The organism is Candidatus Limnocylindrus sp. (genome assembly GCF_040397215.1).
Taxonomy (GTDB): domain Bacteria; phylum Chloroflexota; class Limnocylindria; order Limnocylindrales; family Limnocylindraceae; genus Limnocylindrus.
Genome location: NZ_JBBAWK010000003.1, coordinates 16,666 through 30,442 on the forward strand (window position 1 = coordinate 16,666; position 13,777 = coordinate 30,442).

The following is a 13,777-nucleotide window of genomic DNA, read 5'->3' on the forward strand; positions in this document are numbered from 1 at the left end:
GAGCCTCAGCACCGCACGGAGGCCTCTATGAAGATCCGCACCGCAGTTCTCCCAGTTGCCGGATGGGGCACCCGATTCCTTCCCGCGACGAAGGCTGTTCCGAAGGAGTTGCTGCCGATCGTCGACCGCCCCGCCATTCAATACGCCATTGAAGAGGCGGTTGCCTCAGGCATTGAGCGGGTCATCCTCGTCACGAGCGAGCATAAGCGCGCGATCGAGGATCACTTCGACATCTCAACCGACCTTGAGGCGATCCTTGAGCAGCGCGGTGACATCGAGCACCTTCGCGCCGTGCGAGCGGTTGCTGACATGGTCCACCTTGTGACGATCCGTCAGAAAGAGCAGCTCGGACTCGGCCACGCCGTGCTGATGGCGCAAGACGCCGTAGGTCACGAGCCGTTTGCGGTGATGCTTCCCGATGACCTGATCTTCGGCACGACCCCTGCACTCGCCGAACTCATGGGCGCGTATGTCGCCACGCAGGCATCGGTGCTCGGCGTGATGCGCGTCGCACCTTCGGAGACACATCGCTACGGCATCGTTGACCCAGACACCACACTGCCAACCAGTGATCAGGGGCGAACCATTCCACTTCGCGGCGTCGTCGAGAAGCCTGACGCAGCGCATGCACCTTCGGACCTTGCCGTTGTTGGTCGCTACATCCTTAGCCCGAAGATCTTCGAGCGCCTTGAACAGACGCCACACGGCCTGAACGGTGAGATTCAACTAACCGATGCGATCCATACCCTGGCGCAGGAGCAGCCAGTCGTCGCGCGCCACTTCTCTGGGACGCGCTACGACGTTGGCTCGCCAGAGGGTTGGCTACGCGCGAACATTCATGTTGCGCTCGATCACCCGGTATATGGACCGGTCGTTCGTGGGGCGGTTGCCGCCGAAAACGAGCGCCTCACATGACGCCATCAGCGCCTGACGAGCGAACACTCAAGCCGGGCGACATCGTCGCCAGGCGCTATCGGCTGCAGGAGCTAATTGGCGAAGGGGCAGCCGCACTTGTCTTTCGCGCCACCGATGAGGCGCTTGGCCGCGACGTGGCCGTCAAGGTGCTCCGCGCACCACTAGCGACATCTCGTGACGCCGCTGATCGATTCCGTGCCGAGGGTCGCGCCGCGGCAATTGTTGCGCACCCAAACGTCGCTGCCGTATTTGACGTTGCGCCAGAGGGTGAATCTCCAGCGATCGTCATGGAGTTTGTTGACGGCGAGGATCTCGCCTCAATGTTGCGCCGTGTCGGCCCACTTGTGCCACGTCGCGCTGCAGCGATTGCTGCACAGGTTGCGCGTGGACTCGCCGCCGCACATGTGCGCGGCATCATTCACCGCGACGTCTCTTCACGCAACATCCTCATTAACCGCGAAGGTCGCGCGCAGATCACCGACTTTGGCATCGCTCAGGCGATGCATGAGGTTGACGGAAGCGAAGCTGCTGCGCGCAGCGGTCAGCGACCGGAAGGTTCGGTTGGCTACCTTGCGCCAGAAGTGCTGGCCGGCAGTTCGCAATCTGCGGCGTCAGACCTCTTTGGCCTCGGCGTTGTGTTGTTTGAGCTATTGACCGGACATCGACCGTTCGACAGCTTGAGTGGTGCAGCGTTGAAGGAGCGACGTGGCCAGTCGCCCGCCCCATCGCCTCGCGAGCTGCGACCCGATATCTCACAGGAGCTCGACCTGATTACCATGCGCCTGCTTGCGCCGAAGCCGAACGAACGGTACATGAATGCAACGGCGGCCGCCGATGCGCTTGAGACGTATGTTGTGCAGGCGAATCGCACCGCCATCCCATCGCGACCGGTAGGACCAGCCGCTGGTGCACCGCGCGCCCTTGCGGGAACGCGTGTGGCTCGGGTTGCAGCGGAGGCTGGGCCGGGCGAGCCCGAGATGCTTCCAGATCCGAACGACGTCGGCGGCGACGACCCCTCTGAAGCGGGCGACACGATGTCGCTGCGCACCATGTTCCTGGCGATCGGCGGGGTCGCCCTGACCGCGCTCCTGCTTGTCGGCGGTGTGATCTTGGCGCTTCGGCTCTTCTCGGCTGGGACCGGTCCAGATAACAATGTGAAGGTGCCGAGCCTCTCCACACTGACGCTGGCCGAGGCGATCCCCATCGCTGAGGGTCTTGGCCTGCGCGTACAGGTGGTTGAGCGGGTGACATCGACTGACCAGCCGGTCGACACGATCCTGTCGCAGTCGCCTGGGAGCGAGACGCTGGTGCCACTCAACACCGTCATCGAGGTACGCGTTGTGGCCGGGAGCGGGTTCGTGGTGGTCCCTGACATTCGGGGAATGAGCGAGGCGGATGGGATCGCTGCACTGGCTACGGCGAAGCTTGTTCGAGGTGGGACTTTCACCCAATACTCTGACATCGTTCCCGCAGGTGAAGTGGTGCAACAGAACCCACGCCCTGGCGTGCAGGTGTCGAGTGGCACGGCGATCGACATCGTGATCTCACTGGGTGTCGAGCCATCCCCAAGCCCTTCGACGAGCCCGAGCGGAGCTGACTGGCCGCAGGTGCCAGACTTGCACTGCTCAAGCATTGCCGACGCGGCAACGCTCTTGTCGCTAGTGGGCCTCTCGTTGGACTCGCCATCAGCGCTGCTTGATCCAACAGACCGGATCAACACCTTCTCACCACTCGCAGGGGTATTCGTAGCACCTGGGAGCGTAATTATGATCGTGACGAGTGTGCCAGCAGGGACGCCGATCGTCGGCTGTCCGTAGCGAGGCTTAGGCCTCTAGCCCCTCCCAGAGTCCACCGCTCGCCCAGGTGAGCCGAGGACGTTCAGGGAGCGTTCCATCCACACCGCGCTCGTGCTGCGCGGCGGCCTGCAGCGGCACTGGCGCTGTCCAGCACTCCTTTACGTCGCTCTCAGCAACGAGACGACGCTTCTTGTCGATGCCGCAATACGAGATTTTCCCAATAACCGAGCGGCGCATGTGGCGGCAGGTGCCACACGAAGCGGTAGGAGTTTTGCACACCCAACACTGACCAGACTCTTGTTGGATGGCGCCACACGATGGGCAGCGCCACGTGAGGGCTGGCGCAGCGCTCACGGCTTTACTAGATAGACGTGGAAGCTTTGCGTGCCAGAGATCGGGTCACCAACACTGAGCTCGTACGTCACGGTGACGAGGCCACGTCCCTCCGTGTTGAAATTTTCTGGGAATGCATAGTTCCAAGAGGCACGACCATTTACGTCTGATGTTGTGCAAAGGCCAGGCGCGATTGGGTCTGGTTGCCCACCGTAGGGCGTGACGTACATACACACCCGAACGTTTGCAGCAGAAGCGCCGCTTGAGTCGGTGGCTGTCGCAGTGATTCGGAAATCTCGTCGAGTGCTCAAGATAATCGTTCCTGGATTCAGGATGATCGAGATTTGTCCGACCGATGCGCTCGTAGAGATCTCAACGCTCTTTGATGTCTGGTTTCCTGCTCCATCTGTCGCCGTGATCGTTAGCACATTTGTGCCATCACGCAGCGTGATGCCAATAGAGAACGCCCCCTTCGTTGTTGATCTTCCGCTCTCAATCGTTCCCGCTGTCTCGTTACGAACCTGCACATCAATATCCTTATCAGTCTTCCCGGTCACGGTGACAGCGTCGCCGTTCATGATTTCTCCTGGAGTTGGCGCTGTAATGGTCAGCGACGGGGCACTTGTATCGCGCACGACCGTGATTGGGGCGGAGCGCGTACCCTCAACGCCGTTCACCACGACGACCGCTTCAATTACGTTGGTGCCAGTTGAGAGAGGGACCTGTGCCACATCAAAGCCCGCCGTCTTCGGCATGTTGATCTCACCGCCGGTGATAACCGATCCATCATCGCGCGTGATGATGATGCGAATAATTGCATCACTCTTATCGAGGAGATCCTGCGGCAGTGTGCCGCTGACGGTGATGGTTGCGGCGGCGGTGATTGGGTCACTCGGCTCGCTGAGCGTCGGCCGCCCCGGTTCAACTGAGGCGGGCGGCGGCGTAGGTGAGCCGCTGCCACCAATTGAGGTGATGATCGGAATCATTACGACGGCGAGGGCGATCGCGCCAGCAATGACAAAGAGGGTGACAAACGTGGAGAGGGCAGTCGCAATCGTCCCGCCGATGCCGCGGGATGCGGATTGGGATCGCTGAGAGGTTGAGTCAACGCGATACGGGGGCGTGTACCCCGCAGAGCGGCCAGGGAGGCCGCGCCGCGGTGGCTTCGCACTCGTTCGACGGAAGAATCCCATAGGACGATTCTCGCACGCAGCACGCCGAGACCGCTACGCTCCAACGATGCCCGATCTGCCGAGTGACCCGCAGCTGATCCTCGAGATGCGCGATCGCGTGGCGCGCGCCCGCGCCGAGATCGTTCTCGCCGTAGGAGAGGGACGCGGACCCGACGCATGGCGAGCGGCGCTGGTGGCGCTCGAGTCGCGTGGACGCTTCGGCATTCGCATGGGGTTGGGGCGGTCGAACGCCCTCCTTCGTGCTCTCGGCTCACCAGAGACAGGAGTTCGCGGTGCGCTCGTGGCCGGAACCAACGGCAAGGGGAGTGTCGTTGCCCTCATCTCGGCGGCCCTCCGCGCAGCGGGGATTCGCCACGCCACCACGCCGAAGCCGCATCTGGTCAGCTACCGCGAGCGGGTGCAGATCGATGGGCAGCCGCTCGCCCCACTCCCGTTCGCGCAGGCGGTTGCGCGCGCCCTTGACGCTGCTGATCAGATTGAGGAGCGCGTGGGGCCAGCGACCGAGTTTGAGATTCTCGTCGGTGCAATCTTCGAAGCACTGCGCCAGCAAGAGATCAGGACAGCAATCGTTGAGGTTGGGCTCGGTGGCAGGCTCGATGCAACGCACGCCTGGGATGGCGGTGTTGCCGTGGTGACGAATGTTGGCTTAGACCATCAGCAATACCTTGGCGACACCATTGAGGCGATCGCCAAAGAGAAGGCGGCGATCATCGTTCGCGGGGACCGTGCCGTGATTGGCGCGAGCGAACGTGGCGGCGCGCTCGATGTGATCCGCCATCGTGCCCAGCGCGTCGGTGCACCCTTCACGATTGCTCGTGCTGGAGCCACTCGTTCACTCGGACGCGACGGCATTGAGGTAGAACTCGACGGGCGTGGTGCCGTACACGTTGGTTTACTCGGTCGGCATCAAGGAGCAAATGCTGCAGTAGCGGCTGCGACTCTCGACGCACTCCGTGATGCTGGCATCGCCTCTGTCAGCGACGAGGAGATGCGTGCTGGATTCTCGGCGGCGCGTTGGCCAGGTCGCATGGAGCTGATCGCGAAGGCACTTGGTGGTGGCGACGAACGCGACCTGCTCCTTGACGGTGCACATAATGAAGATGGTGCCGCCGCACTAGCCACCTCACTCGCTGACCTCGCGCCACACCTTCTCAGCGCTACTGGCGCACGAAGCGTGCCACCCGTATTGATCCTTGCCGTGATGGCCGACAAGTCGGTTGCCGAGCTGAGCGCTGCTCTGGCAACGTCACCAACGCTGCGGGCCGCCCAGGTGATCTGTACGACCGTCGGTGACGTCCGATCTCTCGCACCAGAGCAACTTGCGGCTGCAGTGCGCGGAGCCAAACTTGGCGCCCAGGTGCATATCGCTGCAAGCCCGAACGCCGCACTTCTTGCCGCGGCAGCGCATCAAGGGCCAATCATTGTGGCAGGGTCGCTCTACCTCGTTGGTGCGATTCGTGGTGAACTCATGCGCCGAGGTGTGCTCCCAGATGACGGAAGCCGTGATGACGTGGCAGGATCAGCCACATGAGCGAGCGTCCGACGAACCGCGAGGTGATCAGCCACTCGTACGCGCTAAGTCCAGCTACGACGATTGGCCCACTGCGCGTTGTCTGGGGGAGCCGTACCTACGTGATGGCTGTGGCAAACCTCACCCCCGACAGCTTCTCAGGCGATGGTCTCCTGGCTCCAAGCGATTCTATGGGCGATCTTCTAGATCGCGTGGAGTTGCTCGCACGCAACGCCGTCCGCGATGGAGCAGATCTGCTCGACCTTGGTGCTGAGTCGACACGACCAGGGCACACCGAAATCTCGGCGGCTGACGAGATCTCCCGGTTGATTCCCGCTATTGAGCGACTCCGGCGCATGCTCCCAACGCTGGCACTCAGCGCTGACACCCAGAAGGTCGAGGTGGCGGCCGCTGCACTCGATGCAGGGGCGCACATGCTGAACGACATCTGGGGGACCCGTGCCAGCGATGAGATGCTCCAACTTGCTGCAGATCGCGGCGTGCCGATCGTTGTCATGCATAACCGCAAAGAGATCGCCACTGGCGAGCGGGCCGCTAACTTCACCGAGGAGTTCCTGGATGAGATGGCGGCAGTTGCGGCACGCGGCCGCGCCCTGGGCATTCCGCCCGAGCGGCTGATCCTTGACCCCGGATTCGGCTTTGGGAAGGGTCCCGCCCAAAACCTCGTGAGCCTGCGCCTTCTTGGCGCCCTGCGTGATTTGGGCCACCCCGTGCTCCTTGGCACCAGCCGCAAGTCCACGCTCGGGCGCGTTATTGACGGGGCTCCAGCCGACCGCCTTGCTGCCACCGTGGCCACGACCGCGCTCGGCGCGATTGCTGGGGTCGACATCGTGCGCGTGCATGACGTACAAGAGAACCGCGACGCGGCCCGCATCATCGACGCCACGCTCCGAGCGAGCGGCGACCAGCCTGACGAGGCCATCGGACCAAATCCGAACCGTGCCGATCGTGCTCCGCGCCCAAGCCAGCGTGACCGCATCACTGTGCGCAATGTGCGGTTTGACGCGGCGCATGGCGTCTACCCAGAAGAGCATCAGAAGCCGCAGCCGTTCTTCGTGGACGTTGAGGTTGACGCCGATCTTGCTCCCGCTGGTCGAGGCGACACCCTTGCCGCCTCAGTCGATTACAGCGAACTCGTGCGCGTCGCGGTTGAGCGCGTCGGCATAGGCAGACACGCCGATCTTATTGAGACAATTGCCGAGCGAATCGCGGACGCCGCAATGGAGATTGTTGCATTGAGCGGGGCGACCGTGCACGAAGTGCGCGTACGCGTACGCAAGCCCGAGGCTACTGTTGCGGCGCCGATTGACTGGGCCGGTGTTGAGGTTATACGGAAGCCGTAAGGCCACCGAATAGTCGATCTACTCTATTGGGCGGATCCCCAGCTCCAGCGTAATTGTGATGGATGAGCCTTCACGAAGCACCGTCAACGTGATTGACGTACCGGGCGAGTACTGCACCAATAGGTCCTGCAGTGGATGTGCCTCGTCAATTAACGCGTCATTGACAGCGGTGATGATGTCGCCGCTCTTGAGTCCTGCGACGTCAGCTGGGCTACCGGCAATAACCGGTGATGTGGTTCCATCGCCAGTAATCCATGCACCAGTGCTGACGGAGAGCTTGTTCTCGGTGGAAATCCGCAGATCAAGCGCTGTGTAGCGCACGCCTATCCAAGGTCGCGAAAGCGGAACGCCCGCCAGGGCCTGCTCAAGGATCGGTCGAGCGATATCAATTGGAATCGCGAATCCAATTCCAGATCCCGTTGTTGAGATCGCGGTATTAACGCCTATCACCGCACCACTTGAGTCAACCAACGCACCGCCAGAGTTTCCTGGGTTAATTGCGGCATCAGTTTGAATTAGCCCATGGATCGAGCCACTCTCCGTCGTGATGTCACGACCAAGGGCCGAGACAATGCCAGCCGTGACAGAGTTGGTGTAGACACCGAGTGGTGAGCCGATTGCGATGGCAGTCTGCCCGACCTTAATGCCACCAGAGCGACCGAGCGTAGCTGTAGGTAGACCGGAAGCGTCAATTTTTACGACGGCCAGATCGGTAAGAGTGTCAATGCCGTAGACCGTGCCAGTAAAGTCTCGGCCATCTTTTAGATGAACAACGATAGAGGTTTCGTCGACGACGACGTGCTTATTTGTCACGATCCAGCCATCAGCCGAATAGATCACACCAGAGCCGATTGCTTGACCAGCTGCGGTTGTGACCTCAAGTGTCACGACAGCTGGAGATACACGCTCTGCAACGGCAACGATTGCCGACTGCTCAGAGACGAGTGTTTGTCGAATCTGCGTGGTGATGTCACCACCAGAGAGTCCACCGAGAAGAAGAATCGTCGCAGCTGCGCCACCACCCGCGCCGAAGAGGAGTGAGAGGGCAAGCATTCCGACGATCGCGCCACGGCTAAGCGATCCGGCTCCGGCGCGCAGCGAATTGCGTGCCGCCTGTAGGGGGCCACTCTCTCGCGTGATCCACGCGGCTGGTCCCATGGCTGGCTCTGGCTCAAATCGAAGTGGTGAGCGCCGCTTCACTGGAGCCTTCACCGCCCTCTTTGGGGTGGCAGGGGTGCGCTTTGCTTTCTCAATCACGTAGGGACTCCTTTGGAACTTCGCTGCTCTCAGGTGCCACGCTCAATGAGGCGGGCGTCTCACTCAACGTAGAGGATGGGGGATCGGCACGTAGAACACTGCGAAGACGGAGTGAAGTTTTCGCAACCTCACCCAGGAGGGCTGCAGCACGCCGACCGAAGCTCACGAGCGTGGCTGGTCCCGCCTCCGCTGGGGGGGCTTCGGGCACCTCCTCCTCAATCGCCTCGGGGTCAACAGGGAAGGTGAGGGCGAAGCTCGTCCCCTCGCCAGGGAGACTTTCGACCACGATGCGCCCAGCGTGCATGTCCACAATCGACTTCACGATCGCCAGACCGAGGCCAGAGCCCGTGGCTCGGGCGGCCCGGCTCGCTGCCGCCAGACCCTCGGTACCGCGGTAGAAGCGATCGAAGATGCGCGGCAACTCGTCCGATGAGATGCCGACCCCCGTATCGCGGACGGTCACCGTCGCGGCCCCGGTTGAGAGGAGTTGTACTGAGACAAGTACGCTGCCACCCCGCGTGGTGAACTTCAGCGCATTAGCGACGAGGTTTGCAACAGCCTGCCCAACGAGCGCAGCGTCATGTCGCACGAGAACCTTACGCGTCGGCATCCGCTCATCGACCGCAACACCGGCTCGACGTGCTCCTGCCGCCGCCTGCTCGACGGCCAGCTGCACACTAGCTCGCATGTCAGCAACAACAAAGACTGGTCGTGCGATCCCCGCATCAAACCGCGAAAGCTCAAGGATGTTGGAGGTAAGTGAATCCATCCGCTCAAGCTGCCTACCGGCCTCAACGAAGAGTTTCTTTCTCGTTGCCTCATCGGTTGATGGCTCTTGCAGTAAATCAATAAACGCGCGCAAGGCGGCAAGAGGTGTGCGGAGCTCGTGCGACACATCGGCAAGATGCTCCTGTCCGCGATCTCGTTCACGGCGTAGGGCCTGCATTGATCCCTGCAGTCGATCAGCCATGAGGTTGAACTGATCAAGCAACGCCACCATCTCGTCGTTTGCCGCTACCTCAAGGCCAGTAGGGACGCGTGCAGAGAGATCACCATCACTAATCGCTGTCGCAGTTTCAGATAGGAGCTGTACTGGCTTTGCAAATCTTGCCGCAGCAATTGTCGAAATGATGATGGCAACAATCATCGCGAGAATTCCGACAAAGGCAATCGTGCCGGTGATGCCCGCGAGGCGCCACGCGCGGGTTGTCAGTGGTGAGATCAGCGTGACCTCAATGCCAATGGACACAGGCGCACCGCCAATAATCACCACGCTTGGCTCAAGCTGAATTGAGTCACGCGCCTCACCTGGCTCAAGCACCGCTCCGTCTGAGCTAATCAGGAACTCTGATTCAGCAGCGGGAGAGAAAAATTCTTTATCAGGATTCCATGTGCCAAATCGTACGCGCACGTCGGATCTAGCAATTCCCAGCGCGAGCTGTTGCAACTCTGGATCTTGCAACAGAAATCGTTCGCGAACTTTAGTGTTGAGGCGCCCCTTGCTATCAATGATGTTCTTTGTTCCAGCAACGCTTTGGGCGAGACTGCGGACGGCACTTGACACGGCCGATGTTCGGGCCGCCTGTGCCGCACGCTCTTGCGTTTCAAACTCTTTTGAAACGCGGTCAACAACAAGGAAGGCAGAGAGCGCGAGGGAGATCGCAACAATGCCGAGGAAGGCAATGGTTAGGCGAGCACGTAGCCCACGGGGTGGCACGCCGTAAAAGGAGTCGGGAAGCGGGCTCAGGCGCCGCTCCGTTCACCACGATCACTGCGGTCAGAGAAGCTGTAGCCCACCCCACGAACGGTCAGCACGAAGCGTGGTTTGGCAGGATTCGGTTCAACCTTGTCGCGCAGGTGGCTGACGTGCACGTTGATCGTCTTCTCGTCACCGGCAATCGCGGCGTCGTAATCGCGCACACGCTCAAGAAGATCACGACGGCCAAAGACGCGCCCCGGCTTCTCGGCAAGGATGCGCAGAATTTCAAACTCCGTTGGAGTGAGGGTGATGCGCGCGCCACCACGCGTGACCTTGCGACGCTCGAGGTCAATCACCAGATCTTCAGCTCGAATGACACGCCCGCCCATCGCATCGGCAAGGTCGCCATAGGCGCGTCGCAGCTGCGACTTGACCCGGGTGAGCAACTCGCGAACGCGGAAAGGTTTCGTCATGTAGTCGTCGGCGCCAAGTTCAAGGCCAAGGATGGTGTCGACCTCCTCGTCGCGGGCGGTCAGGATGATGACGGGGGCCTTGGAGCCCCCAGCACGCAGCCGCCGCAGGAGCTCGAAGCCGTCGATCCCAGGGAGGCGTACGTCGAGGATGAGTAGGTCGGGGGCCTGCTTCATGCCGATCTCAAGGCCTTTGTCGCCGGTTGCGGCCATGAGCGGCAGGTAGCCCTCGCCCTTCAGCGCCACCTCAAGGGCGAGCGCAACGGCTGGATCGTCTTCAACAACAAGGATCGTGGCTGCCATGCGCCGATGCTACACCCCTGACGAGGCTATCCTTCGCCTCACATGAGCACGCCCAACGCCCCCCAGGTGATGAACGGCAACCTGACGCCTGCTGCCACCCTCGCGGTCAAGGAGCGCGGCAAGGCCCTTCTGAGCCGGCCCACCCTGAATAAAGACACCGCCTTCAGCCGCGAGGAGCGCCGCCTCCTCGGCCTTGACGGGCTCCTACCCGCGTCGATCCTGACCCTTGAGGAGCAGGTTGCCGTGGAGCTGGTCAAGATCCGCCGCAAGCAGGACCCGCTCGAGCGCTACATCGGCCTTGCCGCACTCCAAGACCGCAACGAGACCCTCTTCTATCGTCTGCTTGTTGAGAACGTCGAAGAGTTCCTGCCGATCGTCTACACGCCAACCGTCGGCGAGGCGTGCAAACGCTGGAGTCAAATCTGGCGTCGTGCACGCGGCGCATGGATTACGCCCGAGGATGCGTCGAGAATTCCTGAACTGCTACGCAATGCATCTGGTGGTGCAGAGATTCGCCTGATCGTTGTCACCGACAACGAGCGCATCCTTGGCCTCGGCGATCTTGGCGTTGGCGGCATGGGGATTCCCATTGGAAAACTCTCGCTCTACTCCGCCGCCGCTGGGATTCAACCAACCTGGGCGCTGCCAGTCTCGCTTGACGTTGGCACCGATAACAGCGAACTGATCGCTGACCCAAATTATCTCGGACGTCGAACTCCTCGACTGCGTGGTGCCGAGTACGACGCATTTGTGGAGAGCTTTGTGCACGGTGTCCAGGCGGCGTTCCCTGGCTGTGTCATTCAGTGGGAAGACTTCAAGCAGCAGAATGCAATTCGCATCCTTGAACGCTATCGCAACACCGTCGCATCGTTCAATGATGATATCCAAGGAACTGGCGCCGTTGCGCTCGCCGGCATCATCGCGGCGATCGTTGCGGGTGGCGGAACTGGTACGGGAAAGATTGAAGATCAACGAATTCTCTTCTACGGCGCTGGCGCTGCAACACTCGGCATCGCGCGACTCTTGCGCCACACGCTGGCTGCCGCCGGACTACAAGGAGTGGTACTTGATACCGCGATCATTGCCCTTGACTCAAAGGGTGTCGTGCATGAAGGGCGTGCTGAGCTGGGTGACGGTAAGAGCGAGCTCGCACTCTCAACCGCCGCCGTTTCGGCTCTCGGCGTCCCTGACTTGTTGGGCGCCGATCTCGCTGAGGTGATTCAACAGGTGAAGCCAACGATCTTGATCGGAACCAGTGGCCAAGCTGGTGCTTTCACTGAGTCTGTGATTCGCGCAATGGCGGCGTCCGCAGTGGCGCCCCTGATCTGGCCGCTCTCAAATCCAACCTCCTGCGCTGAGGCGACGCCGAGCGAGATCCTCACCTGGAGTGACGGTCGCGCCGTTGTTGCAACAGGCTCGCCATTTGATCCCGTCATGGTCGGCAGCACCTTGCGAACGATTAGCCAGGCGAACAATGTCTACATTTTCCCCGGCGTTGGACTCGCAGCGATTGCTGGGAGACTAAAGTCGATCCCTGATGAGGCCTTCGCTGTTGCTGCGAAGAGACTCGCCGCAATGACGGCAGAGAGCGCCCCCGCCGGTGGCGCACTCTACCCGCCTCTGGCCGACCTACGCTCCATTAGTCGAACCATCGCCATCGCCGTCATTGAGGCGGGCGCAAAGGCGGGCTGGGCCTCGGCGGCCGACGGGGCGCGTGCCGCAGATCTGGTCGACGGGGCAATGTGGAGCCCGAACTACCGCACCTACGTTCCCGCCTAAACTAGAAAGAGCGAAAGGAGGAGTCATGCGAATCGGCGTCTTGCGCGAAACAGCCTCAGGCGAGCGACGCGTTGCCCTCGTTCCCGATGCCGTCACCAAGCTGGTGGCGGCTGGCCACCAGATCGCTGTGCAGCGAGGCGCCGGCGAGGCGGCCGGCTTCCTTGACGCCGCCTACGAGAAGGCGGGAGCCACGCTCGCCGCTGACGCCGCCGCCCTTTGTGGCGGTAACCCCGAGATCATCGTGAAGGTGCGCAAGCCGAGCAGCGCCGAGGCTGCACTACTGCCGAAGGGCTCCACCCTTGTCGCACTCCTGACCCCTGGCTCCAATGACGACCTCATCCCAGCGCTCAAGGAGCGTGGCCTCACCGCACTCGCACTTGAGCTGGTGCCACGCAGTAGCCGTGCCCAGTCGATGGACGTGCTCTCCTCGCAGAGCGGCGTTGCCGGGTACAAGGCGGTGCTGGTTGGTGCGAACGCACTCGACAAGTTCCTGCCGATGTTGACGACGGCGGCGGGGAGCATCGCCCCAGCCAAGGCCTTCGTTCTCGGGGCCGGCGTTGCCGGCCTCCAGGCCATTGCCACCGCACGCCGACTCGGTGCGGTCGTGACCGCCTTCGACGTGCGATCCGCCGCAGGTGAGCAGGTGCGCTCCCTCGGCGCACAGTTCGTAGAGCCTGCAGCAAAAGCCGAGGGGACGGGCGGCTATGCCCGTGCACAGACCGAAGATGAGGCGGCACAGAACGCCGCGATCATCGCCGACCACATCAAGAGCCAGGACCTGGTGCTAACGACCGCGCTGATCCCTGGGCGCAAGGCGCCCGTTCTTGTGACCGATGCGATGCTTGCGAGCATGCGACCAGGATCTGTTGTCCTCGATCTCGCCGCCGAATCGGGCGGCAACGTCGAGGGTTCGGTCGCGGGCGAAACAGTGGTGCGCCATGGCGTGCAGCTAATCGGCGTCGCCAACATCGCCGCGTCAGTCCCACTTCATGCCAGCCAGATGTTCTCTACCAATGTGCGCACCCTCTTGACGCACCTGAGCGGTGAGAACGGCGCACTCACCGTGAACGCCGCCGACGAAATCACCGGGCCAATGCTCGTGGTGCATAACGGCGCTGTGCCGGTGAAGGCATCATGACCGCACTGTTCACTGCACTC

Annotated in this window: 11 protein-coding genes; 6 read left to right on the forward strand and 5 right to left on the reverse strand. The window is 61.8% G+C overall.

The features are described from left to right. Positions 1-27: 27 nt before the first annotated feature. Entirely contained in the window at positions 28-915 is an 888-nt protein-coding gene (gene galU, locus AC3LCN_RS01440; RefSeq protein ID WP_488648311.1) for a UTP--glucose-1-phosphate uridylyltransferase GalU, read from the forward strand. Then, entirely contained in the window at positions 912-2,732 is a 1,821-nt protein-coding gene (locus tag AC3LCN_RS01445) for a protein kinase domain-containing protein (protein WP_488648312.1), read from the forward strand. Before galU ends, AC3LCN_RS01445 begins: the two co-directional genes overlap by 4 nt. A gap of 6 nt (positions 2,733-2,738) precedes the next feature. On the opposite strand, the gene AC3LCN_RS01450 is transcribed toward AC3LCN_RS01445, so the two are convergent. Both AC3LCN_RS01450 and AC3LCN_RS01455 read right to left on the reverse strand, forming a co-directional pair. Then, positions 2,739-3,065, reverse strand: a complete 327-nt coding sequence (locus tag AC3LCN_RS01450) for a hypothetical protein (RefSeq protein ID WP_488648313.1) — start codon at positions 3,063-3,065, stop codon at positions 2,739-2,741. Then, positions 3,062-4,237, reverse strand: coding sequence for a hypothetical protein (locus tag AC3LCN_RS01455; RefSeq protein WP_488648314.1), 1,176 nt, complete (start codon positions 4,235-4,237; stop codon positions 3,062-3,064). The genes AC3LCN_RS01450 and AC3LCN_RS01455 overlap by 4 nt, the downstream gene beginning before the upstream one ends. Before the next feature lie 46 nt (positions 4,238-4,283). Here AC3LCN_RS01455 and AC3LCN_RS01460 point away from each other — a divergent pair, with 46 nt between their 5' ends. Together AC3LCN_RS01460 and folP are read left to right on the forward strand one after the other, a co-directional pair. Then, a complete protein-coding gene (locus AC3LCN_RS01460; protein WP_488648315.1) occupies positions 4,284-5,768 on the forward strand; it encodes a bifunctional folylpolyglutamate synthase/dihydrofolate synthase in 1,485 nt (494 codons plus the stop codon). Further along, a complete protein-coding gene (folP, locus tag AC3LCN_RS01465; RefSeq protein WP_488648316.1) occupies positions 5,765-7,111 on the forward strand; it encodes a dihydropteroate synthase in 1,347 nt (448 codons plus the stop codon). Before AC3LCN_RS01460 ends, folP begins: the two co-directional genes overlap by 4 nt. Positions 7,112-7,129: 18 nt before the next feature. Here folP and AC3LCN_RS01470 read toward each other — a convergent pair whose 3' ends face one another. Genes AC3LCN_RS01470 through AC3LCN_RS01480 form a run of 3 tightly spaced genes read right to left on the reverse strand, consistent with a single transcriptional unit; the run spans position 7,130 to position 10,840 of the window. After that, positions 7,130-8,368 carry a S1C family serine protease gene (locus AC3LCN_RS01470; RefSeq protein WP_488648317.1) on the reverse strand — a complete coding sequence of 413 codons (1,239 nt, stop codon included), beginning with the start codon at positions 8,366-8,368 and terminating at the stop codon, positions 7,130-7,132. Next, the gene (locus AC3LCN_RS01475) at positions 8,361-10,085 is read right to left on the reverse strand and encodes an ATP-binding protein (RefSeq protein WP_488648318.1); all 1,725 of its coding nucleotides are present in this window, start codon (positions 10,083-10,085) and stop codon (positions 8,361-8,363) included. The genes AC3LCN_RS01470 and AC3LCN_RS01475 overlap by 8 nt, the downstream gene beginning before the upstream one ends. A 26-nt stretch (positions 10,086-10,111) precedes the next feature. Then, the gene (locus AC3LCN_RS01480; protein WP_488648319.1) at positions 10,112-10,840 is read right to left on the reverse strand and encodes a response regulator; all 729 of its coding nucleotides are present in this window, start codon (positions 10,838-10,840) and stop codon (positions 10,112-10,114) included. Between the two features lie 42 nt (positions 10,841-10,882). Between AC3LCN_RS01480 and AC3LCN_RS01485 the strand changes: the two genes are divergently transcribed. Both AC3LCN_RS01485 and AC3LCN_RS01490 read left to right on the forward strand, forming a co-directional pair. Then, a complete protein-coding gene (locus AC3LCN_RS01485) occupies positions 10,883-12,619 on the forward strand; it encodes an NAD-dependent malic enzyme (protein WP_488648320.1) in 1,737 nt (578 codons plus the stop codon). A 25-nt stretch (positions 12,620-12,644) separates the two neighbouring features. After that, positions 12,645-13,757: an NAD(P) transhydrogenase subunit alpha gene (locus AC3LCN_RS01490; RefSeq protein WP_488648321.1), complete on the forward strand. Its 1,113-nt coding sequence runs from the start codon at positions 12,645-12,647 to the stop codon at positions 13,755-13,757. Positions 13,758-13,777 lie beyond the last annotated feature (20 nt).

Coding starts and splice junctions, on each gene's coding strand:
- galU (WP_488648311.1), top strand. CDS start 28: ATGAAGATCCGCACCGCAGTTCTCCCAGTTGCCGGATGGGGCACCCGA.
- AC3LCN_RS01445 (WP_488648312.1), top strand. CDS start 912: ATGACGCCATCAGCGCCTGACGAGCGAACACTCAAGCCGGGCGACATC.
- AC3LCN_RS01455 (WP_488648314.1), bottom strand. CDS start 4,237: ATGGGATTCTTCCGTCGAACGAGTGCGAAGCCACCGCGGCGCGGCCTC.
- AC3LCN_RS01460 (WP_488648315.1), top strand. CDS start 4,284: ATGCCCGATCTGCCGAGTGACCCGCAGCTGATCCTCGAGATGCGCGAT.
- folP (WP_488648316.1), top strand. CDS start 5,765: ATGAGCGAGCGTCCGACGAACCGCGAGGTGATCAGCCACTCGTACGCG.
- AC3LCN_RS01480 (WP_488648319.1), bottom strand. CDS start 10,840: ATGGCAGCCACGATCCTTGTTGTTGAAGACGATCCAGCCGTTGCGCTC.
- AC3LCN_RS01485 (WP_488648320.1), top strand. CDS start 10,883: ATGAGCACGCCCAACGCCCCCCAGGTGATGAACGGCAACCTGACGCCT.
- AC3LCN_RS01490 (WP_488648321.1), top strand. CDS start 12,645: ATGCGAATCGGCGTCTTGCGCGAAACAGCCTCAGGCGAGCGACGCGTT.